Annotated in this window: 22 protein-coding genes, 3 tRNA genes and 1 riboswitch; of the genes, 13 read left to right on the forward strand and 12 right to left on the reverse strand. The window is 61.9% G+C overall.

Going from position 1 to position 22,658, the window contains the following annotated elements:
• Nucleotides 1-271, forward strand: a 271-nt coding sequence (locus BM062_RS26050) for a transposase (protein WP_254785217.1), incomplete at its 5' end; no start/stop codon positions are given.
• A gap of 95 nt (nt 272-366) precedes the next feature.
• Here the strand turns inward: BM062_RS26050 and BM062_RS23480 are convergent.
• From BM062_RS23480 to BM062_RS23500, 5 genes are all read right to left on the reverse strand, one after another.
• Nucleotides 367-442, reverse strand: a tRNA-Glu gene (locus BM062_RS23480).
• Between the two features lie 152 nt (nt 443-594).
• Nucleotides 595-670 (reverse strand) — tRNA-Glu (locus BM062_RS23485).
• Between the two features lie 41 nt (nt 671-711).
• Nucleotides 712-787 (reverse strand) — tRNA-Ala (locus BM062_RS23490).
• A gap of 71 nt (nt 788-858) precedes the next feature.
• Complete coding sequence (gene gltX, locus BM062_RS23495; protein WP_092401735.1) at nt 859-2,289, reverse strand: glutamate--tRNA ligase; 1,431 nt, start codon at nt 2,287-2,289, stop codon at nt 859-861.
• Between the two features lie 103 nt (nt 2,290-2,392).
• A complete protein-coding gene (locus BM062_RS23500) occupies nt 2,393-2,800 on the reverse strand; it encodes a DUF4399 domain-containing protein (protein WP_092401738.1) in 408 nt (135 codons plus the stop codon).
• 127 nt (nt 2,801-2,927) lie between these two features.
• Here BM062_RS23500 and BM062_RS23505 point away from each other — a divergent pair, with 127 nt between their 5' ends.
• Nucleotides 2,928-3,272: a cupin domain-containing protein gene (locus BM062_RS23505; RefSeq protein ID WP_092401741.1), complete on the forward strand. Its 345-nt coding sequence runs from the start codon at nt 2,928-2,930 to the stop codon at nt 3,270-3,272.
• Nucleotides 3,273-3,300: 28 nt separating this feature from the next.
• Here BM062_RS23505 and apbC read toward each other — a convergent pair whose 3' ends face one another.
• Nucleotides 3,301-4,389: an iron-sulfur cluster carrier protein ApbC gene (gene apbC, locus BM062_RS23510; protein WP_092401744.1), complete on the reverse strand. Its 1,089-nt coding sequence runs from the start codon at nt 4,387-4,389 to the stop codon at nt 3,301-3,303.
• A gap of 185 nt (nt 4,390-4,574) precedes the next feature.
• Here apbC and metG point away from each other — a divergent pair, with 185 nt between their 5' ends.
• Together metG and BM062_RS23520 are read left to right on the forward strand one after the other, a co-directional pair.
• Nucleotides 4,575-6,668 (forward strand): methionine--tRNA ligase, encoded by a 2,094-nt coding sequence (gene metG, locus BM062_RS23515; RefSeq protein WP_092401747.1) that lies wholly within the window; start codon nt 4,575-4,577, stop codon nt 6,666-6,668.
• A gap of 12 nt (nt 6,669-6,680) precedes the next feature.
• The gene (locus BM062_RS23520; RefSeq protein ID WP_092401750.1) at nt 6,681-7,160 is read left to right on the forward strand and encodes a GNAT family N-acetyltransferase; all 480 of its coding nucleotides are present in this window, start codon (nt 6,681-6,683) and stop codon (nt 7,158-7,160) included.
• A gap of 23 nt (nt 7,161-7,183) precedes the next feature.
• Here BM062_RS23520 and bamE read toward each other — a convergent pair whose 3' ends face one another.
• Nucleotides 7,184-7,597 carry an outer membrane protein assembly factor BamE domain-containing protein gene (gene bamE / locus BM062_RS23525; RefSeq protein ID WP_254785229.1) on the reverse strand — a complete coding sequence of 138 codons (414 nt, stop codon included), beginning with the start codon at nt 7,595-7,597 and terminating at the stop codon, nt 7,184-7,186.
• A gap of 232 nt (nt 7,598-7,829) precedes the next feature.
• On the opposite strand from bamE, the gene BM062_RS23530 reads away from it, so the two are divergent.
• The 4 genes from BM062_RS23530 (at nt 7,830) to BM062_RS23545 (ending at nt 10,860) form a co-directional block, all read left to right on the forward strand.
• Entirely contained in the window at nt 7,830-8,039 is a 210-nt protein-coding gene (locus tag BM062_RS23530; protein ID WP_092401757.1) for a DUF3460 family protein, read from the forward strand.
• A gap of 18 nt (nt 8,040-8,057) precedes the next feature.
• Nucleotides 8,058-8,921 carry a segregation and condensation protein A gene (locus BM062_RS23535; RefSeq protein ID WP_092401760.1) on the forward strand — a complete coding sequence of 288 codons (864 nt, stop codon included), beginning with the start codon at nt 8,058-8,060 and terminating at the stop codon, nt 8,919-8,921.
• Between the two features lie 176 nt (nt 8,922-9,097).
• On the forward strand, nt 9,098-9,937 hold the full coding sequence (panC, locus tag BM062_RS23540) for a pantoate--beta-alanine ligase (protein ID WP_092401763.1): 840 nt from the start codon (nt 9,098-9,100) through the stop codon (nt 9,935-9,937).
• Nucleotides 9,938-9,951: 14 nt separating this feature from the next.
• The gene (locus BM062_RS23545; RefSeq protein ID WP_092401765.1) at nt 9,952-10,860 is read left to right on the forward strand and encodes a cobalamin-binding protein; all 909 of its coding nucleotides are present in this window, start codon (nt 9,952-9,954) and stop codon (nt 10,858-10,860) included.
• A 19-nt stretch (nt 10,861-10,879) separates the two neighbouring features.
• Here the strand turns inward: BM062_RS23545 and BM062_RS23550 are convergent, their stop codons facing one another.
• The 5 genes from BM062_RS23550 to BM062_RS23570 form a co-directional block, all read right to left on the reverse strand.
• Entirely contained in the window at nt 10,880-11,689 is an 810-nt protein-coding gene (locus BM062_RS23550) for an ABC transporter ATP-binding protein (protein WP_254785230.1), read from the reverse strand.
• Nucleotides 11,686-12,678, reverse strand: coding sequence for a FecCD family ABC transporter permease (locus BM062_RS23555; RefSeq protein WP_254785231.1), 993 nt, complete (start codon nt 12,676-12,678; stop codon nt 11,686-11,688). The genes BM062_RS23550 and BM062_RS23555 overlap by 4 nt, the downstream gene beginning before the upstream one ends.
• Nucleotides 12,679-12,716: 38 nt before the next feature.
• Complete coding sequence (locus tag BM062_RS23560; RefSeq protein WP_092401771.1) at nt 12,717-14,594, reverse strand: TonB-dependent receptor plug domain-containing protein; 1,878 nt, start codon at nt 14,592-14,594, stop codon at nt 12,717-12,719.
• An 87-nt stretch (nt 14,595-14,681) separates the two neighbouring features.
• A riboswitch (cobalamin riboswitch) is annotated at nt 14,682-14,938 on the reverse strand.
• A 43-nt stretch (nt 14,939-14,981) separates the two neighbouring features.
• A complete protein-coding gene (locus tag BM062_RS23565; RefSeq protein ID WP_092401774.1) occupies nt 14,982-16,154 on the reverse strand; it encodes an HPP family protein in 1,173 nt (390 codons plus the stop codon).
• 32 nt (nt 16,155-16,186) lie between these two features.
• Nucleotides 16,187-17,299: an ABC transporter substrate-binding protein gene (locus BM062_RS23570; protein WP_371326624.1), complete on the reverse strand. Its 1,113-nt coding sequence runs from the start codon at nt 17,297-17,299 to the stop codon at nt 16,187-16,189.
• A 324-nt stretch (nt 17,300-17,623) separates the two neighbouring features.
• Between BM062_RS23570 and BM062_RS23575 the strand changes: the two genes are divergently transcribed.
• From BM062_RS23575 to BM062_RS23595, 5 genes are all read left to right on the forward strand, one after another.
• Nucleotides 17,624-18,376: a FadR/GntR family transcriptional regulator gene (locus BM062_RS23575; protein ID WP_092401777.1), complete on the forward strand. Its 753-nt coding sequence runs from the start codon at nt 17,624-17,626 to the stop codon at nt 18,374-18,376.
• A 12-nt stretch (nt 18,377-18,388) separates the two neighbouring features.
• Nucleotides 18,389-19,282 carry an L-threonate dehydrogenase gene (gene ltnD / locus BM062_RS23580; protein ID WP_092401780.1) on the forward strand — a complete coding sequence of 298 codons (894 nt, stop codon included), beginning with the start codon at nt 18,389-18,391 and terminating at the stop codon, nt 19,280-19,282.
• 3 nt (nt 19,283-19,285) lie between these two features.
• Nucleotides 19,286-20,593, forward strand: coding sequence for a 3-oxo-tetronate kinase (otnK, locus tag BM062_RS23585; RefSeq protein WP_092401783.1), 1,308 nt, complete (start codon nt 19,286-19,288; stop codon nt 20,591-20,593).
• Nucleotides 20,594-20,625: 32 nt separating this feature from the next.
• Nucleotides 20,626-21,264, forward strand: coding sequence for a 3-oxo-tetronate 4-phosphate decarboxylase (locus BM062_RS23590; RefSeq protein WP_092401813.1), 639 nt, complete (start codon nt 20,626-20,628; stop codon nt 21,262-21,264).
• 65 nt (nt 21,265-21,329) lie between these two features.
• Entirely contained in the window at nt 21,330-22,652 is a 1,323-nt protein-coding gene (locus BM062_RS23595; protein WP_175501143.1) for an MFS transporter, read from the forward strand.
• Nucleotides 22,653-22,658 lie beyond the last annotated feature (6 nt).

The following is a 22,658-nucleotide window of genomic DNA, read 5'->3' on the forward strand; positions in this document are numbered from 1 at the left end:
CAAGCGTATTTACGCGCGACGCAAGGAAACGGTGGAACGCAGCTTCGCCGACGCCAAGCAATTGCATGGTCATCGCTACGCAAAGATGCGTGGCTTGCGCAAGCTTGCCGAGCAATGTCTACTGGGGGCTGCTTGCCAGAATATGAAGAAGATCGCGCTGCTGCTGGCGCGGCTTTTAGCTTCTTTAAACGTCCATTTCGACCGCACATACGCCTTGATGCGCCATTTCCTCTTGCATGACGCTTTCTTCTGCCGATCGCCTGTTTTTTAAGCCCACGCCTTAATTCGACCCACAAAAAATAAAACCCACCAAAAAATGGTGGGTTCGTCAGCAACCTGAGCCCGCTTGCGCGGGCTTTTTCATTCTGGCGTCCCCAGGGGGATTCGAACCCCCGTACTCACCGTGAAAGGGTGATGTCCTAGGCCTCTAGACGATGGGGACAAAAATCTGTCCGTGTTACTGACCTGATCCATACTACTTACAGAAACAATAAAGGCCGCAATTGGCGGCCTCATTGATTGTATCGAACACACTTGCTATCGAAAATCTGCGACCGTTTTTTGCTCGCTTTCCTGCCGATACCAAGATAATTCTGGCGTCCCCAGGGGGATTCGAACCCCCGTACTCACCGTGAAAGGGTGATGTCCTAGGCCTCTAGACGATGGGGACATTTTCTGTCCGTACTACGTTGCTGCCTTACTACTATGTGCTGGTGGAGGTAAGCGGGATCGAACCGCTGACCTCTTGCATGCCATGCAAGCGCTCTCCCAGCTGAGCTATACCCCCGTTTGCAGAAGCGAGATTATAGCAAGCTTATTTAGAGCTTGTAAATCCCGATTTGCAGATTTATTGCAGTTTTACGCCAGATACGGTTGCAAACGTGCGATCACGGCCTCACGGCCCAACAACTCAAGCACCGCATCAATCGCCGGTGTCTGCAACTGTCCGGTCAGCATCAGGCGCAGCGGCATCGCGATCTGCGGCATCTTCAGCTGGTGCGCCGCCAGCACTTCCTTGATCATCGGCGACAGGCTTTCCTTGGTCCACTCGACCGTCGCGCAGCGCGCGGCGAAATCGGCCAGCGCCGGTTTGACCGCGTCAGTAAAGTGCTGCGTCAGCAATGCCGCATCCGGCGCCGGCCGGCGATAGAACAGCATGGCCGCGGTTGCGATTTCATTGACGGTATTGGCGCGCTCTTTCAGCAGGCCGATCACTTTCGGCAGATCCGGGGCGTTGCTGAAATCGGCGCCGTCCTGTTCCATCAGCGGCTTGACCATCGCCGCCAGGCGCGCATTGTCGGCCAGCTTGATGTAGTGATTGTTGATCCAGGCCAATTTTTCAGGATTAAATTGCGCCGGCGATTTCGACAGGTGATCGAGGTCGAACCAGCTGCAAAACTGTTCCATGCTGAAAATCTCTTCGTCGCCATGGCTCCAGCCGAGGCGCGCCAGGTAGTTCAGCATCGCTTCCGGCAGGTAGCCTTGCGCCGGATAATCCATCACGCTGACAGCGCCGTGGCGCTTCGACAGTTTTTCACCGTCCGCGCCCAGGATCATCGGCACATGGCCGTACAGCGGCAAGGCCGCGCCCAGGGCTTTCAGGATATTGATCTGGCGCGGCGTATTGTTGACATGATCGTCGCCGCGGATCACGTGGGTAATCCCCATATCCCAGTCGTCCACCACCACACAGAAATTATAGGTCGGCGTACCGTCCGGGCGAGCGATCACCAGGTCGTCCATTTCGCGGTTCGAGATGGTGATATTGCCCTTGACCACATCATCCCAGCTGACGTCGCCGTCAAGCGGATTCTTGAACCGCACCACCGGCTTGCGGTCGGCAGGAACCGGCGGCAAGGTCTTGCCCGGCTCCGGACGCCAGGTGCCGTCGTAGCGCGGTTTTTCGCCGGCGGCGCGCATGCGTTCGCGCATCGCTTCGACTTCTTCCGGCGACGAGTAGCAGTGATAAGCCGTGCCCGCTTGCAGCATCTGCCCGATCACTTCGCGATAGCGGTCCATGCGCCGCATCTGGTAGAACGGGCCTTCGTCGTGCTGCAAACCCAGCCATTGCATGCCGTCGACAATCGCCTGCACCGCCTCGGGCGTCGAACGCTCGAGGTCGGTATCTTCGATGCGCAGCACGAAAGTGCCGCCGAAATGGCGTGCATAAGCCCAGGAAAACAGCGCGGTGCGGGCGCCGCCCAGGTGCAGGTAACCGGTTGGGCTAGGAGCAAAACGGGTGCGTACCGGTTTCGATGAAGCAGTAGATGCTGGAGTGCTGGCAGTCATGGTAAATAAAAACGGCCTTGGATTGCCAAAGCCGTTATCAAGGAAAACCTCATTTTACCGCGTTGCAGCAGCGGATGGAAACGGCGATGGCCGGGGTTATCGGCTATTTGACGGTGACGTTGATGGTTTTGCTCAGCTCAGGACCGTAAGACTGGTGGGCGCCGTTGGCGAATTGCATGGTCAGCTTGTATTTCCCTGGCGGCAGCGTGACGCTGGTTTCGGTCTGCCCCTTGCCAAAATGCAAATGCTTGTCGTCGATCGGGATCGACTGTCCGGCCGGGATGCTGTCTTCATTGATCAGCAGGTGATGGTGGCCGGTATTCGCCGTCATGTCGCCGGCCGGCTTGACTTCCATGCCGCTGACGCCGAACTTGACGGTGAACGGGCTGCTGACTACCGCGCCGTCGGCCGGTTCAAGGAAGGAGACCGATGCGGCCTGGGCCATTTGCGGCAACAGGCTGGCGCTCAGCAGGGTCGCGGAAAACAGTAGCGAAAAAATTCGTGATTTCATTGCCTTGTCCTTTAGGTGGAAAATGCGGTGGAAAATGCGGTGGAAAATGAGGCGGGAAAACCTGCATAAAATCCGTGCAATGCACCGGGTGCAATAATACATCGCTGCCATAGATAAGGAGACCACCATGCAAATTGCCCATGGCAATCTGTTGACCGGGCTGCCGCCGGACAGTTCAGCAGAAGTGTTCGAACTTCTGCATCAGCACGGCGGCCTGAAAATCGAGCGCATCGTTTCCAGCGGCCAGGCCAGTCCGCCCGGCTTCTGGTACGACAGCCCGCAGGAAGAATGGGTGCTGCTGCTCAGCGGCAGCGCCGGATTGACCCTGGAAGGCGGCGGCGCCGAACACGTCATGCTGCCCGGCGCCTGGCTGCACATCCCCGCACACTGCCGCCACCGCATCGAATGGACCGATGCGGCCCAGCCCACCATCTGGCTGGCGATCCACCATGACATTCCCGGCGCGCCCTGATAATAAAAGCAGCCGCCGCAGCTTCGCCTTAGTCGTTCTTGATCACGATGGTAGGAAACTTGCTGCTCATGTCCTTGGCCTTTTCCGCCACCTTGATCGCCACCTTGCGCGCAATCTCTTTATAGATGTGCGCCACCGGGCCGTCGGGTTCGGCCACCACGGTCGGCTTGCCGGAATCGGTCTGCTGGCGGATCGACATGGTCAGCGGCAAGGCGCCGAGGAATTCGACACCGTACTCGCCGCACATCCTGGCGCCGCCGCCTTCGCCGAAGATGGCTTCAGCGTGGCCGCAATTGGAGCAGATATGGGTGCTCATGTTTTCCACGATGCCGAGGATCGGGATGCCGACCTTCTCGAACATCTTCAAGCCCTTGCGCGCATCCAGCAAGGCAATGTCCTGCGGCGTGGTGACGATCACGGCGCCGGTCACCGGCACTTTTTGCGACAAGGTCAGCTGGATGTCGCCGGTGCCGGGCGGCATGTCGACGATCAGGTAATCGAGGTCGCGCCAGTTGGTCTGGTCCAGCAGCTGCTGCAAGGCCTGGGTGACGATCGGGCCGCGCCACACCATGGGTTCGTCGGGATCGACCATGAAGCCGATGCTCGACACTTGCAAGCCATGGTTTTCCAGCGGCTCCATGGTCTTGCCGTCCTTGGTTTCAGGGCGGCCGCTGATGCCCATCATCATCGGCTGCGAAGGGCCGTAGATATCGGCGTCGAGGATGCCGACCTGCGCGCCTTCCGCCGCCAGCGCCAGCGCCAGGTTGACCGCGGTGGTCGATTTACCGACGCCGCCCTTGCCGGACGCCACCGCGATGATGTTCTTGATGTTGGACATCAGCTTGACGCCGCGCTGCACCGCATGCGACTGGATTTTCGAATAGACATGCGGGGTGGCCTTGCCGACCCCGTCCAGCGCGCCGACCGCGGCGGCCGCGGCGTCGCCGATCAGTGCAAACTGGCTCTTGGCCGGATAGTCCAGTTCAACGTCGAACAATACGTCGGCGCCCTCCAGACGGATATTCCTGGCCGATTTGCTGCTCACCAGGTCCTTGCCGGTATTCGGGTCGATCACACTGGACAACGCTGCCTTGACCGCTTCAATCGTGACGCTCATTGCTTTTCCTCTGCACGTTCTTGATAAGATGCGCCAAGTCTAAACCAAATCGCCGCTTTTCCGCTGCCGCTGCCGCGGCGCAAACGAGGACAGGCGCAAGGATTAGAGCAGAGACCGGCCTGTCACTGCTAAAATCACTCTTTTATTCCAACCAGCAGCGCTTGCCGTTGCAAAATCATTGCCAAATGAGCATTACTTTGACTTCAACTCCTCGCCAGCTATTCGTCACTACCGCCCTGCCTTACGCCAATGCAGCGTTTCATATCGGCCACATCATGGAATATATCCAGGCCGACATCTGGGTGCGGTTCCAGCGAATGCAGGGGCATGAAGTCAATTTCGTCGGCGCCGACGATGCCCATGGCGCGCCGATCATGATCGCCGCCGAAAAGGCCGGCATCACGCCGCAGGAATTCGTGGCGCAGATCGCCGCCGGCCGCAAGCAATACCTGGACGGCTTCCATATCGCCTTCGACAACTGGCATTCGACCGACGGCCCGGAAAACCACGCGCTGTCGCGCGACATCTATCGCAAGCTGAAGGCAGCGGGCTTCATCTCGACCAAGACCATCGAGCAGTTCTTCGACCCGGTCAAGAACATGTTCCTGCCGGACCGCTACATCAAGGGCGAATGCCCGAAATGCGGCGCCAAGGACCAGTACGGCGATTCCTGCGAAGTGTGCAGCTCGGTGTATGCGCCTACCGACCTGAAGAATCCCTACTCGACACTGACCGGCGCGACGCCGGTGATGAAATCGTCGGAACACTTTTTCTTCAGGCTGTCCGATCCGCAATGCGTGGAATTCCTGCGCGGCTGGGCCCTGGGCAACGCCGACGGCAAACCACGCCTGCAATCGGAAGTCGCCAACAAGGCCAAGGAATGGCTGGAAAGCGACGGCGGCATGGGCGACTGGGACATCAGCCGCGATGCGCCTTATTTCGGCATCGAGATCCCGGATGAGCCGGGCAAGTATTTCTACGTCTGGCTGGATGCGCCGGTGGGCTACCTGGCTTCGCTGAAAAACTATTTCGGCAAGACCGGGCGCGACTACGACGCCTTCATGGCCGATCCGAAGACCGAGCAGTATCACTTCATCGGCAAGGACATCACCTACTTCCATACGCTGTTCTGGCCGGCGATGCTGCACTTCTCGGGCTTGAAAGTGCCGAACAACGTCTTCGTGCACGGCTTCCTGACCGTCTCCGGCGAAAAAATGTCGAAATCGCGCGGCACCGGCATCTCGCCGCTGCGCTACCTGGAACTGGGCATGAACCCGGAATGGATGCGCTATTACATCGCCGCCAAGCTGAGCGCGAAAGTGGAAGACATCGATTTCAACCCGGAAGATTTTGTGGCGCGCGTGAATTCCGACCTGATCGGCAAGTACATCAACATCGCCAGCCGCGCCGCCGGTTTCATCGCCAAGAAATTCGACGGCAAGCTGAGCACCGCCTGGGCCACCGGCAGCGATCCGTTCCTGGCCAGGTTGCGCGGCGTCGCCGGCGATATCCAGGCGCTGTACGATGGCCGCGAATACGGCAAGGCGCTGCGCGCGGTGATGGAGCAGGCCGACCTCATCAACGCCTACGTCGACGCCAACAAGCCATGGGAGCTGGCCAAGGACCCCAGCAAGGAAGCGGCCCTGCACGAAGTCTGCAGCCGCTTGCTGGAAGCGTTCCGGATCCTGACCATCTACCTGAAACCGGTGTTGCCGGCGCTGGCGGCGCAGGTCGAAAATTTCCTGCAAATCGCGCCGCTGGCATGGGCCGATGTCGGCCGGCCGCTGGCTGACGGCCATCGCATCAACGCCTACTCGCACCTGATGACGCGGGTCGAGCCGAAGATGCTGGACGCCTTGTTTGACGCACCGGCTGCTGCGGTCCCGGCAGAAGCCGCCGCCGCGGATAACGCCGGCAGCGCCATCGAGCCGCTGGCCGCCGAAATCAAGATCGACGATTTCGTCAAGGTTGACCTGCGCATCGCCAAGATCGTCAATTGCGAACATGTGGACGGTTCCGACAAGCTGCTGCGGCTGACCCTGGATGTCGGCGAAGGCCGTTTGCGCAATGTATTCTCGGGCATCAAGTCTTCCTACCAGCCGGAAGAACTGGTCGGCAAGCTGACGGTGATGGTGGCCAACCTGGCGCCGCGCAAGATGAAGTTCGGCATTTCGGAAGGCATGGTGCTGGCAGCCTCGGCCGCCGACGGCAAAGCCAATCCGGGCATCTATGTGCTCAATCCGTGGCCAGGCGCCGAGCCGGGCATGCGCGTCAGCTAAGAGCCGCGCCGGATGAACCTGCAAGTCCGCGAAGCCAATGCCGACGATGCCGCGCTGATCGCCGGCGTGACTCGCGCCTGCTGGGCCGAACGGGTCGCGGCCAGCTCCAGCGGCCATCGCGAAAGCACGGAACGGGTGCTGCACGACTTGCAGCGCGGCGGCGGCTTCATCTTGCAGCTGGATGAAAAACCGATCGGATCGGCACGCTGGCTGCCGACCGATACCGAAACCGACGTCTGGGAAATCCTGCGCATGGGCGTGCTGCACACCTATCGCGGCCAAGGCCTGTCGCAGCACCTGATGGAAGCGCTGATCCACCGCGCCCGCGGCGCCGACGTCAATGAGCTGCGGCTGGCGGTGCGCGCTGACCAGACCCGGGTAGTCGACCTGTATGCGGTATTCGAATTCGAGCTGGCGCCGGAACTCGAATACACCCGCGCCAACCCGCTGGAAGAACCGCCTATCGTGATGCGGCGCTGGCTGAAACGCTAACGCGCGGCATCAGTCTCCGTAGATCAGTGTCCGTAGACCTGCGACACTGAAGTGCCGGTCACCAGTCCGCTGGTGATATCCATGTGCACATTGAAGAAAGCCTGGCTGGCGTCGCTCTGGGTATAGCGCCAGTCCCACACTTCCTCGTTCTTCCTTGTAAACTGCACCACGGTGCGCGGCCTGCCGAGCATCCTGCGCACTTCTTCCTTGTTCATGCCGACCTTGATCCTGGCGAAATTCTCTTCGGTCAAGACTTGCTTGTAATCGCTCAGCTTGCCGTCCTTGCCGATATAGAAGATCCAGGTGCGGGCGCCGGCCGGTCCTTTCGGATATTCCAGGGAGCGCTCGCCGCTTTCCGCTTCCCATACGGTATCCGGCTGGCCCATGGCGTTGCGGACGTCCGCTTCGGTCGATACGCCGCGGCTCAATTTTTCCAATCCGGCCTCCTGTATGAAATTGCCATTTTGATCACAAGCCGCGACCATGAAGGGCAGAATGACTGCCAAAACGCTGCGTACCCATAATTTCATGCTGACTCCTTCATCCGGTATTGCCCAAGTATATCGTTCATCAATTGCCTTATGCATATTGGCGCCGACGACAAACCGCTGCGGCGGCCGGGAAATAGCATAAAATAGCGGCTACTCCCACCGGATTATCAAAGCAGCCATGAAATTCTCCAAACAAATCAACGGTTATCAGTCCGACATCACCAAGTTCGTCGAAGAACTCAAGCAAAACAATCCCAAGCTGGAAGAACAGCAATTGGCCGGCCGCGCCCTGCTGTGGGACAAGACGCCGATCGACCTCGACAGCCAGCTGCGCACCAAGGAATCGCGCGTCGATCAACAACCCTACGTGTACCAGAACAATCACTAAGTTCCTGCCGGATATCAGATGAGCCAGAATTTGTCGGATGCCGCTGAACTGACGCTGGAGGGCCAACCCGATTCGACGCCGAACGTGATCGACGGCGTGGCTTTTGCGCGCCTTTACGGCGAGCCGCTGTTCCGCATGCCGACCGATCTCTACATTCCGCCGGATGCGCTGGAAGTCTTCCTGGAAGCATTCGAAGGCCCGCTCGACCTGCTGCTGTACCTGATCCGCAAACAGAATTTCAATATCCTCGACATCCCGATGGCGCAAGTCACCTTGCAATATCTGGAATACGTCGACCAGATCCGCATCACCAACCTGGAGCTGGCGGCCGAGTACCTGCTGATGGCCGCCATGCTGATCGAGATCAAATCGCGCATGCTGCTGCCGGTCCGCAAGACCGACAGCGAAGAAGCCGAAGATCCGCGCGCCGAACTGGTGCGGCGCCTGCTGGAATACGAACAGATGAAGCTGGCCGCGCGCGAAATCGACGCCCTGCCGCAGCTCGGGCGCGATTATGTGCGCACCCAGATCTACATCGAGCAAAGCATCGTCACGCGCTGGCCGGAAGTCAACCTGGACGACCTGCAGGCAGCCTGGGCCGACGTCATCAAGCGCGCCAAGCTGACCGCCCACCACACCATCAGCCGCGAAGAACTGTCGGTGCGCGAGCACATGACCGGGATCCTGCGGCGGCTGCAATCGGCGCGTTTTGTCGAGTTCGCCGAACTGTTCGATCCCTCGCGCGGCGTGCCGGTGCTGGTGGTGAATTTCATCGCCATGCTGGAGCTGGCCAAGGAAACGCTGATTGAAATCACCCAGGCGGAACCGTTCGCGCCGATTTACGTACGGCTGGCTTATTCGCCGACTTATGCTCCCGCATAGTTTTCTCATCCGACCACTCTATGGTGGCTCTTAAATTCCGCTCAGCCACTTTTCTATACAATTTAACCGTTTTCTCTAATCAGTTGAGGACAGAGTCGCACGGATAGAGTAATTCGCCACGCTACGGTGGCTCTTAAACACTATCCGTGCGACTCTGTCCCGCAATTATTACAATTATGAAAATCATTTCCTCGATTGAAGAGCTACGCGACCAGCTGCGCGGCCAGCTGCGCACCGCTTTCGTGCCGACCATGGGCAACCTGCATGAAGGCCACCTGTCGCTGATGCGGCTGGCGAAGAAACACGGCGATCCTATCGTCGCTTCGATTTTCGTCAATCGCCTGCAGTTCGGCCCCAACGAGGATTTCGACAAATATCCGCGCACCTTCGCCGCCGATGTCGAGAAGCTGGAAAAGGAAGGCGTCTACGTGCTGTTCGCGCCGACCGAAAAAGACTTGTATCCGGAACCGCAGGAATTCCGCGTGCGGCCGCCTGACGACCTCGGCAATACCCTGGAAGGTGAATTCCGCCCCGGCTTCTTTACCGGTGTGACAACCGTCGTGCTGAAACTGTTTTCCTGCGTCCAGCCGCGCGTCGCGGTGTTCGGCAAGAAGGATTACCAGCAGCTGATGATCGTGCGCAACATGGCCAAGCAATTCGCCTTGCCGACTGAAATCATCGCCGCCGAAACCTGGCGCGCCGACGACGGCCTGGCGCTGTCGTCGCGCAATATGTACCTGTCGGCCGACGAACGGGCAGAAGCGCCGGCGCTGTTCAAGACGCTCAACCAGGTCGCCGAGGAAGTACGCGCCGGCCACCTCGACATCTTTGAACTGGAGCGGCAGGCGATGGCGCAGCTGCGCGGCCGCGGCTGGCTGCCGGACTACATCTCGATCCGCAAGCGCTGCGATTTGCAGGCGCCGGCCGCAGGCGACCTGGCGCAAGGCGAAAAGCTGGTGGTGCTGGCCGCCGCCAAGCTGGGCGGCACGCGCCTGATCGACAATCTCGAAATCTGAATCCGGACCCGACAGTGCAGCAGCCCGCCCGCATCAAGACATCGCGCAGCTGGACTGCCACGGCGGCGGCAACCGTGCTGTCGTGCGCTGCTGCAGCGGCGTCCGCGCAAGGCATCAGCGTGCGGGACGATGCGCAGCATGCGGTGGTGCTGCCGCACCCGGCGCATCGCATCGTCAGCCTGGCGCCGCACGCTACCGAACTGCTGTTTGCAGCCGGCGCCGGCGCTTACGTGGTCGGCGTCAGCGACTACAGCGACTATCCGCCGGCGGCCAAGCAGATACCCTCGATGGGCAGCAGCAGCGCACTCGACATCGAACGGATCGTTGCCCTCAAGCCGGACCTGGTGGTGGCCTGGAGCAGCGGCAATTCCGCCAGCCAGGTCGCCAGGCTGCGCGCCATCGGCATCCCGGTATTCGAAAGCGAACCGCACCAGCTGGAAACCATCGCCACGTCGCTGCTGAGGCTGTCGCAGCTGGCCGGCACCGAGGCCAGCGGTGCCGCCGCGGCCGCCGCGTTCAAGGCGCGCCTGGCGCAGCTTGATGCGACCTACCGCCAGCGGCCGCCGGTGCGGGTGTTTTACCAGATCTGGAAAAAACCGCTGATGACGCTGAACGACAGCCACATGGTGTCGAGCGTGATCGCTTTGTGCGGCGGTGAAAACGTGTTCGGCAAGCTGCCGCAGCTGGCGCCTACCGTCAGCACCGAAGCCGTGCTGCAAGCCAATCCGGAAGTGATCTTTGCCGCCGACGGCGGCAGCTCGCCCAGCGCCGGCTGGCGGCGCTTCCCCGGCATGGCGGCGGTCGCCGCCGATAACCTGTTTACCCTGACGCCGAACTGGATGAGCCGTCCCGGCCCGCGCATACTGGATGGCGCTGCCGAGCTATGCCAGAAACTGGAGCTGGCGCGCAGCCGGCGCCGGTGATGCTGCCGCCGCCCTAAACCTAAAGCACGCTGGCCACCGGCATGAACAAACGCCGTGCGCCGTTTTCCACTACCTCGAACGAACAGCCGAACGCAGCCTGCAAGATCTCCGGCTGCAGTATGCTGCCGGTGGGCCCTTGCCAAGCCTGGCCATCGCCCAGCAACAGCACATGGCTGGCGTAACGCGCCACCAGGTTGATGTCGTGGCAAGCCGCGATCACTGCTTTTTGCGGCTGCAGCGCATTGGCTACCTTATGCAGCAACTCCATCACCACGATCTGCGCCGCGGCATCCTGGTGCGCGGTCGGCTCATCCAGCATGAACAGCAGCGGATCCTGCACCAGCAAGGTCGCCAGCGCCACCCGCTGCCGCTCGCCGCCCGACAGGCGCATCACGTCGTGCGTGCTGAAAGCGGCCATCCTGACCTGGTCCAGCACCTGCATCGCCAGCGCGCGGTCATCCTCCATATCCCAGCCGAAACCGAACTGGTAGGGATGGCGGCCGGCGACCACCGCCGCCAGCACGCTGCTGGAAAACGCATCGGCCTGCTGCTGCGCCAGCAAGCCGCGCAGGCGCGCCAGCTGCTGCGCCGACGTAGCCTGTATGTCACGGCCTGCAATCAGTACGCGGCCGCCGGCCGGCCGTTTCAAGCCGGCCAGCGTATGCAGTAAAGTGGTTTTGCCGATGCCGTTGCGGCCTAGCACGCACCAGAACTGGCCCGGCGCGACTTGCCAGTCCAGCCTGCTGCACAAGGTTTTATGGCTGACGCCGCTGCCCACACCCACGGTCAGCTGTTCGGCGCTCAGCAATGGCGGCGTGGCGTCGTTCATGCGCGGCTCCGCGCCAACAGCCACAGGAATACCGGTACCCCGACCAGCGCCGTGACCACTCCCACCGGCAGCTGGGTCGGCGCCACCACGGTGCGCGCCGCCAGGTCCGCCAGCGCCAGCGCGGCGCCGCCTGCCAGCACGCTGGCCGGCAACAATATGCGCTGGTCGTTGCCCACCAGCAGGCGAATCGCATGCGGCACCACCAGGCCGATAAAACCGATTGTGCCGGCCACCGTGACCGCAGCCGCCGTCGCCAGCGAAGCCGCGCACAGGGTCAGCAAACGCAGGCGCAACACCGGCACTCCCAGCAGTTGTGCAAATCCTTCGCCGCGCGCCAGCAGGTTCAGCTGGCGCGCGTTCAGGGTACTCCAGATCAATATCAGCAAAAGCAGCACGGCCGCCGGCAGCAGCAGGCGCCCGTCTTCCAGGTCGCCCATCAGCCAGAACAGCATGCCGCGCAATTGCCCGTCAGGGGCCAGCGTCAGCACCAGCGTCACGATGGCGCCGAAACCGGCGGCGATCATCACCCCGGTCAGGATCAGGCGATGGCCGCTGTGCTGGCCGGCATCCGGCAGGCGGCGCAAAGCCTGCCGCGCCAGGCCGAACAACAGCAGCACCGCCAGCCCGGCGCCGAGCGCCGCGCCGGATGCGGCGGCGGCGTCGCCCATGTAGCCGAAACGGCCGGCCACCAGCAAGGCCGACAAAGCCCCGGCCGCGGAACCTCCGGACAAACCCAGCACATAGGGATCGGCCAGGGGATTGCGCAACAGCACCTGCATCAGCGCCCCGGCCAGCGCCAGCAGGCCGCCGACGATGAAAGCCGTCAGCGCCCGCGGCAGGCGCAAGGAAAGATAGATCTGATCCGCCGCCCAAGGCCGCCCGCAACCGCTGCTGCCGCACAGCACCGCGAGCGACAGCACCAATCCCGCGACTGCCGTCAGGCAGCACAGGATCAGGATGGCGCGGCGCAGTGTGGTGATGCTAGTCAATGGTGTGGGTCATCCGCTGGCAGACAGATCGGTTTCTATCATTGCTGCCAATTTACACCAACAAAGACGCCGCGTGACGGCTGGTTATAGCCATAAGCGGTCTGGTAGTCGCGGTTGAACAGATTGTCGATGCGGCCGAACAAGGATACTTCCTTGTTCAGCTGGTAACGCGCATTGGCGTTGGTCAGCCAGTACGTACCCAGCCGCGGATTGCCAGGGATGTCGCTGCGGCTGTCGGTGTATTGCACATCGGCGCCGAGGCGCCAGGCGCCGAAGCTCTTGGCTGCTCCCAGCGAACCCAGGGTCTTGGCGCGGCGCACCAGGATCTTGTTGCTGGCCTCGTCTTTCGGATTCTGCAAGGTCAGGCTGGCGCGCCAGTCGATGGCAGCCAGCACGGTGCTGGCGCTCAATTCCAGCCCCTGGTTCTTGGCGCGGGCGATATTGATCGTTTGCGAAGTCAGCGGATCGTAGCCGAACTGGTCGCGGGTACGGGTATCGAACAGGGTGGCCCGCAGCAAGGTGGCGCCGGCGGCGTATTGCACGCCCAACTCGTAGGATTTCGAACGTTCCGCCTTGAGGTTCGGATTGCCGTAGATCGGCTGGAACAGCTGCGCCGGGGTCGGCGCATTGAATGCAGTCGATGCATTGGCGATCAGCTTGACGCTATCGGTCAAGGCGAAACCGTAGCCCAGGTAGCCGGTGTTGTCCGAACCGGAACCGCCGACATCGTCATGGCGCAGGTTCAGCTGCAGCTGGTGCGGGCCGATCTTGCCGAGCACGCCGGCATAGGCGCTGGAGGTCGAGCGCGAAAAGCTGTCGCTGGAATTGCCGTAGCTGCTGTTCGAGCTGACATCGGCCTTTTCGCGGCCGGCGTCGACGCCGGCAGTCGCCGTCCACGTCGGCGACAGGCGCAGTTCGTTGGCCCACTGCAGCAGGTTCTGGGTGCTCTTGTAGGCGTTGCTGCTGTCGCCGAATATACTCTGGCCGTCGAGATTGTCGCGATTGATGTTTTGCGACAGGGTCAGCGTCGAAGTCCAGTCCTGGGTAAAGCGGTTCTTGCTGAACAGGGCCAGCGACTGGCTCTTGGAGTGGCCGTTGTTCTGGTCGGTCGGCGTGCCAAAGGCGTCGTCGTAGGTGTATTTGGCATCGTTGGCATAAATGCGGACGCCGATTTCATTGCCGGTGCGCCATTCCTGCGATACCGAACCCGAGACGCTGGTATTGCCGTCGCCGTTGCGGTCGGGATTGACGTTCGGGCTCTGCAAGGGATTCTGCGCCGAAAAGCCGTTGGTCTTGAAGCGTGTCAGCGACAGTGCGTAGCGGGTGTCGCCGCTCTTGCCGCTGACGCCGGCATTGCCCTCGTACGTGCCGCGCGAACCGGCTTCGACCGATGCGTTGAACGCCGGTGCGCCGTTGCCGCGCTTGGTGAAGATCTGCACCACGCCGCCGATTGCGCCGGAGCCGTAGATCGCTGACACGTTGCCGCGCACGATCTCGATGTGGTCGATCTGGTCCGGCAGGATATTTTCAAGCGCAGGCAGGCCGAACGAAGCCTGGCGCCGGATCGGCACGCCATCGATCATGATCAGCGTTTCCGACGAATTGGCGCCGCGCATGAACAGCGAAGCCTGCTGGCCTGGGCCGCCGGCGCGGGTGATCTGCAAGCCGGCTTCGCGTTGCAGCAACGCCGGCAAGTCCGGCGCCTGCGAATTGCGGATGTCTTCGGCGCTGATGACCGTAGTGTGCGGCAAGGCGTCGATTTGCGGCTGCTCGATCCGGGCCGCGGTCACCACCACTGGCACCAGCGTTTGCTCCTGGGCGGTTTGCGCCGATGCGGCGGCAGTCGAAAGAATGGCTGAAGCCAGCGCGAGCGGCTTCAAGGTCGCGCCGCAGCGGCGTGATAAAGATGATGTCATGGTCGATTACGATAAGAGTCCCCGGCCTGCCTCCCCGCAAGCCCGGTTTAACGGTAGTAGCAAATAAGCCTTTTACGAAGGCCTATTCTTTACTCCACCTGCTTTGGCCGGTATCCGGGCTGACAAGTCGGAGCGCATAACCTTCCCAAGCCAGGCTCAGTGGTAGTAGATACGCCCTGCCGACCGGAGGAATCCAGGAATGGAAACCACCGGCGACGCTTGTTTTACCGTTGCGGGGGCAGCACACGTTGTGCCGGCGATCTTGTCGAGTCGCCTGGCGCCGTGTTTCCCGTTTAACTGCGGACATGGACATGTCCGCGTGCACCAAAACCCCGCCATTGTACGGCCCGCGCCGGTTTGCAGCAATTGCCGCATGCCGGAAAGAGATCAGGGTGTGGTTAAATTCGCATTCCCGCGGTACAGGGCCGCGACCATGTCGGACTGCGTCACCATGCCGACCAGGCGCCGCTGGTCGTCGACAATCGGGATGTGGTGTATGCCGGAATCGGACAAGGGCTGCACCAGCTCGACGATGTGAGCGTCGGTCACCGCGCTCTGCACGGCGCTGGTCATGATCTGGCCGACCACTTCCGGCTTGTCGGAATGGGTAGTGGTGGTGCGCTGGATGAACTGCTTCAGTTTCTGCTCGAAGCCGGTGTACACCTGCAGGTTCGCCTGCCGCATGAAATCGGTCTGGGTGACGATGCCGACCAGGCGCCGCGCCGAATTGATCACCGGCAGCGCCTTGATCCGGTGCTTCAGCAGCAGAGCCCAGGCATCTTCCAGCGAGGTGCCGTACTCGACGCTGACGACATCGCGCGACATGATGTCGGCGCAGGTGATCGCGCCGAAACGGCGCCGGTAGGCATGCAGCTCGGTTTGCAGGATCAGGTTTTCCAGGTCGTCGCGGCTGACATCGAGCACCTGGTTGTACTGCTGCAAGACATGATCCAGGTCTTCCTGCGTGAAGCCGATGCGCCGGCCGCTGGGCTGGTCCTTGGTCTGGTGCAGCTTGCCGGGATCGACGTGAGCCACATGCGGATAGCGGCGGCGGGTAGCGTTATTGAACAACAGCGCCACCAGCAGCAGCAGCAAGGAATTCAGCAGCACCGGCGCCAGCACGAAATGAAAACCCAGGCCGGTCACCGCCGGACCGCCCAGCACCGCGGTCAGCGCCACCGCGCCGCTGGGCGGATGCAGGCAGCGCAACGCAAACATGGCGCCGATCGCCGCCGACACCGCAATCGAGGTGGCAAACAATGGATCGGGAATCCAGCGCGCACAAGCGACGCCGATCACCGCTGCGACCAGGTTGCCGCCGATGATGGACCACGGCTGCGCCAGCGGGCTGGCCGGCACGCCGAACAGCAGCACGGCGGAAGCGCCCATCGGCGCGATCAGCAACGGCAGCGCCGCCGTCGGCCCCAGCACCCAGTGGCTTGCCAGCCCGGTCAGCAAGATCCCCAGCAAGGCGCCGCAGCAGGCGCGCATGCGTTCGGTGCCGTTGACCATCACCTGCCCCGGGACAAAACCGCGCAGCCACAACCAGAATTGATCCATCTTTTTTACTTTCGTTTTTTTCTTGCGGCGGACTAGCCGCCGTATGCATAGGTAAACTTGTTGTTGACGATCCGGCCCATCACGCGCGAACGCTGGTCCAGCCCGACATGGTCCTTCGGATTCATGTTGACCACGCCTTGCGGGATGGTCAGGTCATGGGTGTTTTCCAAGGCGTTGCGCAGCGCCGCGCGGAATTGCCTGGTGCCGGGCTGGCCCGATTTCAGCGCCTGCGGCACGGCATTCGCAACCAGCATGTATGCGCCCCAGGCATCGGCGGCGAACTGCGTCATGGTATCGGCGCCGTAAACCGCTTCATAACGGCGGGTAAAGTCCAGCGCGGTCTTCCTGACCGGGTTCGAGAGCGGCAGCTGCTTGGCCACCACCGCCGGCCCGGTCGGGAAGAAAGTGCCTTCGACATCCTTGCCGCCGACTTTCAGGAAGTCCGCGGTGGCGATGCCGTGGGTCTGGTAGATGCGTCCCTTGTAGCCGCGCTCGACCAGGGTCTTTTGCGGCAGCACCGCCGGCGTCGCCGACGCCGCGATCAGCACCGCATCCGGCTGCGCCGACATGATCTTGAGGATCTGTCCGGTGACGCTGGTGTCGTTGCGGTTGTAGCGCTCGCCGGCGACCACCTTGATTTTCCGCAGCTCGGCCAGGTGCGAGAATTCGCGCCACCAGCTGTCGCCATAGGCGTCGGCAAAACCAATGAAGGCCACTGTCTTGATGCCGTTGTCGGCCATGTGCTGGGTCAGGATGGTCGCCATGTGCGAATCGTTTTGCGGCAGCTTGAATACCCAGGCGCGCTTGGCGTCCTGCGGCTCGACGATGGACGCCGAAGCCGCCAGCGCCACCATCGGCGTTTCCGCCGCGGCCGCCACCTCCAGCATGGCCAGCGCCGCAGGCGTGGTGTTCGGGCCGACGATCAGGTCGACTTTTTCTTCGCTGACCAGCTTGCGCGCATTGCGCACCGCGTTGGTCGGATCGGAGGCGTCGTCCAGGATGATGTACTCGACCTTTTGTCCTGCAATCTCTTTCGGCCACAGCAGGATGGCGTTTTTGGTCGGCGCGCCGATAGCGGCTGCAGGGCCGGTGACGGCGATATCCACGCCTATGCGGATTTGCGCCGCAGCCGGGACGCTCCACATGGACAAGGCAATGGCGGAGAACGTCAGATAAGCGCTTGCAATTCTGTTCATCGAATATCCATCCTGATGGCGTGACATGGGGGAGTTTTCCACAAGGACAGGATTCTACTGGAATGTGACAGCCGGCACGTTTGCATCACTGCGATCTTAGCCGCCATAGCCTGGCCATTCATTGACCCAAGGCAAGAACCCTATTCCCGTCATCATTGGCAATGACAATCAGAAAAGAAAAGGACCGGCTTTGAAACAAGCCTTGATTTTTCCAATAATTCGTATGATGATATGGTCACATTACGATAAAAATATGTCGTTGGAAGAGACAAAATGTTCAATAAATTGAATGCCAACCGGACGTCCCTGAGCGATACCGTCGCCCAGGAACTGCTGAAAAAGATACAAACCGGCGAATTCGGCCCGGGCGCGAAGCTGCCCACCGAGCCGGCGCTGTCCGAGCAGTTCGGCGTCAGCCGCACCGTGGTGCGCGAAGCGATTTCCCGCCTGAAGAATGAAGGCGCGGTCGAGCCGCGCCAGGGCAGCGGCGTCTATGTCAGCGAACAGGGCCATCTGCGGCCCTTGCGCATCCAGTTCGACCAGGCTTCGTCGGCCGACGCCGTGCTGCAGATCGTCGAACTGCGGCGCGCCATCGACGCCGAAGTCGCGGCGCTGGCCGCTACCCGCCGCACGCCGCGCCAGCTGAAAGCGATAGAAACCGCACTGAAAGGCATCGCCGCCGATGTCGATGCCGGCGGCGACGGCGTGCTGGCCGACGTCATGTTCCACCGCAGCATCGCCGAAGCCACCGGCAATCCCTTCCTGCTGCAAACGCTGGCCTTCCTCAGCCAATACCTGGAAGCCGCCACCGCGGTCACCCGCAGCAATGAAGCAAGGCGCGACGATTTCATGCGCCAGGTCTATGAAGAACACGCCGCCATCGCCGCCGCGATTGCCGCCGGCGACGCGCTGGCCGCGCGCAACGCGGCGCAAAACCACATGTTCAACGCGGCGCGCCGCATGGCGCAGGGCGCCGCCGACACCAAGGCTGCGCAGAAAACCAAGAATGTTGCAAAAACCCGTTAATCAGGATCGACAATGACAATCAATGTAGGTGTAATCGGCCTTGGTGCCATGGGCTTGGGCGTTGCCCGTTCTTTGCTGCGCGCCGGCTTGCGTGCGCATGCTTGCGATGTCAGGCCGGAAGTATTGCAGCAGTTCGCCAGCGAAGGCGGCATCGCCTGCAAGACCCCGGCTGAACTGGGCGCGTTATGCGAAGTCGTGATTACGGTGGTGGTCAACGCCGCGCAAACCGAACAGGTACTGTTCGGCGAGCAAGGCGCTGCTGCCGCCATGCAGCCCGGCAGCCTGGTGATCGCCAGCGCCACGGTCGCGCCGGAATACGCGGCCAAGCTAGGCGAACGGCTGGCCGCGCAGCACTTGCTGTTCCTCGACGCGCCGTTATCGGGCGGCGCCGCACGCGCCGCTTCCGGCGAGATGACCATGATGACTTCCGGTCCGGCCGCGGCGTATGCCAAAGGCGAAGCCGTGCTGTCGGCAATCGCCGGCAAGGTCTACCGGCTGGGCGAAGCGCACGGCATGGGTTCCAAGGTAAAGATCATCAACCAGCTGCTGGCCGGCGTGCATATCGCCGCCGCGGCGGAAGCGATGGCGCTGGGACTGCGTGAAGGCGTCGACGCCGATTCCCTGTACGAAGTGATCACCAACAGCGCCGGCAATTCGTGGATGTTTGAAAACCGCGTGCCGCATATACTGAAAGCCGACTACACGCCGCTGTCCGCGGTGGATATTTTCGTCAAGGATCTGGGGCTGGTGCTGGATACCGCGCGCACCAGCAAATTCCCGCTGCCGCTCTCGGCCGCCGCGCACCAGATGTTCATGATGGCGTCCACCGCCGGCCATGGCGCCGAGGACGACGCCGCCGTGATCAAGATCTTCCCCGGCATCCAGTTGCCGACGGCGCAGGAGTAAACCATGCCGGCACAGACAAGCCCCCTGCTCGGCTGCATCGCCGACGATTTCACCGGCGCCACCGACCTCGCCAACATGCTGGTGCGCGAAGGCATGCGCACCGTGCAGACCATCGGCGTGCCGGACAGCGCGCCGCAGGACGTGGACGCCATCGTGGTGGCGCTCAAGTCGCGCACGGCGCCTGCCGCGGAGGCCGTGGCCGATTCCCTGGCGGCGCTGCGCTGGCTGCAGCGGCAAGGCTGCCGCCAGTTCTTTTTCAAGTACTGTTCCACTTTCGACTCTACCCCGCAGGGCAATATCGGCCCGGTGGCCGACGCCCTGCTGGACGCCTTGGGCAGCGATTTCACGATAGTCTGCCCGGTATTCCCCGAAACCGGACGCACCCTGTATCGCGGCCACCTGTTTATCCAGGACCAGCTGCTCAGCGAATCGGGAATGCAGAACCATCCATTGACGCCGATGACCGATCCGAACCTGGTCCGCGTGCTGCAGCAGCAAACCCCTTCCAAGGTCGGCCTGGTCGGTTATCCGACAGTGTCCCAGGGAACCGGCCAGATCCGCGCCGGCTTCGACGTACTGCGCCAGCAAGGCGTGCGCATGGCGATTATCGACGCCCTGGAAAACCAGGACCTGTACGCCATCGGCGCCGCCTGCGACGGTTTGCCGCTGGTTACCGGCGGCTCCGGCATCGCGCTCGGCCTGCCGGGCAATTTCGTGCGCGCCGGCCTGCTCGATCCGCAGCAAGGTGCGGCAGCCAGCGAACTGCCGGCGGTAGAGGGCTTGTCGGTGGTGCTGGCCGGCAGCGCATCGAAAGCTACCAACGCCCAGGTCAAGGCGTGGCTGGAAAAGCGCCCGGCGTTCCGCATCGATCCGCTGGCGCTCGCCGGCGGCGAACCGGTGGTCGCACAGGCATTGGCCTTCGCGCGACAGCATCTGGATAAGCAGCCGGCGCTGATCTATGCCACCACCACGCCGGAACAAGTGAAACAGGTGCAGGCCGAGCTCGGCGTCGAGCGCGCCGGTTTACTGATAGAGCAGGCGCTGGCCGATATCGCCGCGGCGCTGCTGGCCAGCGGCGTACGGCGCTTCGTGATCGCCGGCGGCGAAACTTCCGGCGCAGTGGTCAAGGCGCTCGGCGTGCGGGCTTTGCGCATAGGCGCGCAAATCGATCCCGGCGTGCCGGCGACGGCGTCGATCGGCGCTACGCCTTTGGCGCTGGCGCTCAAGTCGGGCAATTTCGGCAGCATCGATTTCTTTGAAAAGGCGCTGCTTCAGCTAGGTGAAAATCGGCTAGGCGGAACACGACCATGACCACTCCCAAGAACCAGGCAGGCGCCGGCGCCATGCTCAAGGAACAGGCGCTGCGCGAAGAAATCTGCGAGATCGGGGCCAGCCTGCATCAACGCAATTACACAGTAGGCGCGGCAGGCAACATCAGCGCCCGCCTCGACGACGGCTGGCTGATCACGCCGACCGACGCCTGCCTCGGCAGGATGGCGCCGGCGCAGATCGCCAAGGTCGACCTGAACGGCCGCTGGGTCAGCGGCGACAAGCCGTCGAAGACGCTGGCCCTGCATCGCGCGATCTACGACAACAACCCGCAGATGCAAGCCGTGGTGCATACCCACTCGACCAGCCTGGTGGCGCTGACCCTGGCCGGCGTCTGGCATGACAGCGCGGTGCTGCCGCCGATCACGCCATACCAGGTGATGAAGGTCGGACGCATCCCGCTGATCCCGTATTGCCGCCCCGGCGATCCGCAGGTTGCGCAGCAAGTCAGCTTGCTGGCGGCCAGCGTACGCGGGGTATTGCTGGAACGGCTGGGACCGGTGCTGTGGCACGAAAGCGTTGCGCAGGCGGCGTACGCGCTGGAAGAGCTGGAAGAAACGGCGCGCCTGTGGCTGATGGCGAAGGATAAACCGGAGCCGCTGGGCACAGAGGCGCTGGATGAGTTGTATCGGGTATTTGGAGCGCGCTGGTAAATGTTGACAAATAAGTTCAACAAATAGAAACGTCCGGCTTTTAAAATTAAACTGGTGGAGACAAGATGTCAGCAACGATTATAAAGAAAGGCGCGCAGGCAACTGCAAGCCTGCCGGCCGAACAAGCCGAAAACCTGTACAAGAAAGTATTCTGGCGCTTTGTGCCGTTCATCATGCTGTGTTACGTGGTGGCCTACCTGGACCGCGTCAACGTCGGTTTTGCCAAGCTGCAGATGTCGCAGGACCTGGGGTTCAGCGAAACCATTTTCGGCCTCGGCGCCGGCATCTTCTTCCTTGGCTATTTCCTGTTCGAACTGCCCAGCAACCTGATCATGAACCGGGTCGGCGCCAAGCTGTGGATCGCCCGCATCATGATCACCTGGGGCATACTGTCGGCCTGTTTCGCCTGGGTCCAGACACCTACCCAGTTCTATGTCCTGCGCTTCCTGCTGGGCCTGGCGGAAGCCGGTTTCTATCCCGGCATCATCCTCTACCTGACTTACTGGTTTCCATCGCACCGGCGGGCCAAGGTGGTCGCCACCTTCATGGCGGCGATTCCGGTATCCGGCATTTTCGGCAATCCGCTGTCGGGCTGGATCATGCAGTCGTTCCACGGCTCCAGCGGCTGGCACGGCTGGCAATGGATGTTCATGATCGAAGCGATACCGGCAATCCTGGTTGGTATCGCCGTGTTTTTCGTGATGGACAACAGCATCCGCAAAGCCAAGTGGCTGACTGAAGCGGAAAAGGATTTCCTGGAAGCGGAAATCCGCGCCGACCAGAAAGACAAGCAGAGCCCGAAATCCACCGCAGCCGTATTCAAGGATATCCGCATCTGGCACATGTGCCTGATCTACTTCTGCATCGTCATGGGCCAGTACGGCCTGACGTTCTGGCTGCCGACCCTGGTCAAGGCTTCCGGCGTCGTCGGCGATTTCAAGATCGGCCTGATCAGTGCGATTCCTTTCGTGTGCGCCGTATTCGCCATGATCCTCATCGGCCGCCGCTCCGACCGCCTGCGTGAACGGCGCTGGCACCTGATCGTGCCGGCCCTGCTGGGCGCCGTCGGCTTCGTGGTGTCCGCGATTGCCGCCGACAATACCGTGATTGCAATCGCTTTCCTGTCGCTGGCCGCGATGGGCGTGCTGACCTGCTCGCCGCTGTTCTGGTCGCTGCCGACCGCCTTCCTGTCCGGCACCGGCGCTGCCGCCGGCATTGCGGTGATCAACTCGGTCGGCAACCTGGCCGGTTTCGTCAGCCCGTTCCTGGTCGGCTGGCTGAAAGATACGACGCACAATAACCAGACCGGCATGTTCATGCTCGCAGGCATGCTGGTGATAGGTTCGATCGCCATCTTGCGCACGCCGCCCAAGATGGTCAACCGCTAACAACGT

This window comes from Collimonas sp. OK412 (genome assembly GCF_900112135.1).
Lineage (GTDB): Bacteria > Pseudomonadota > Gammaproteobacteria > Burkholderiales > Burkholderiaceae_D > Collimonas > Collimonas rhizosphaerae.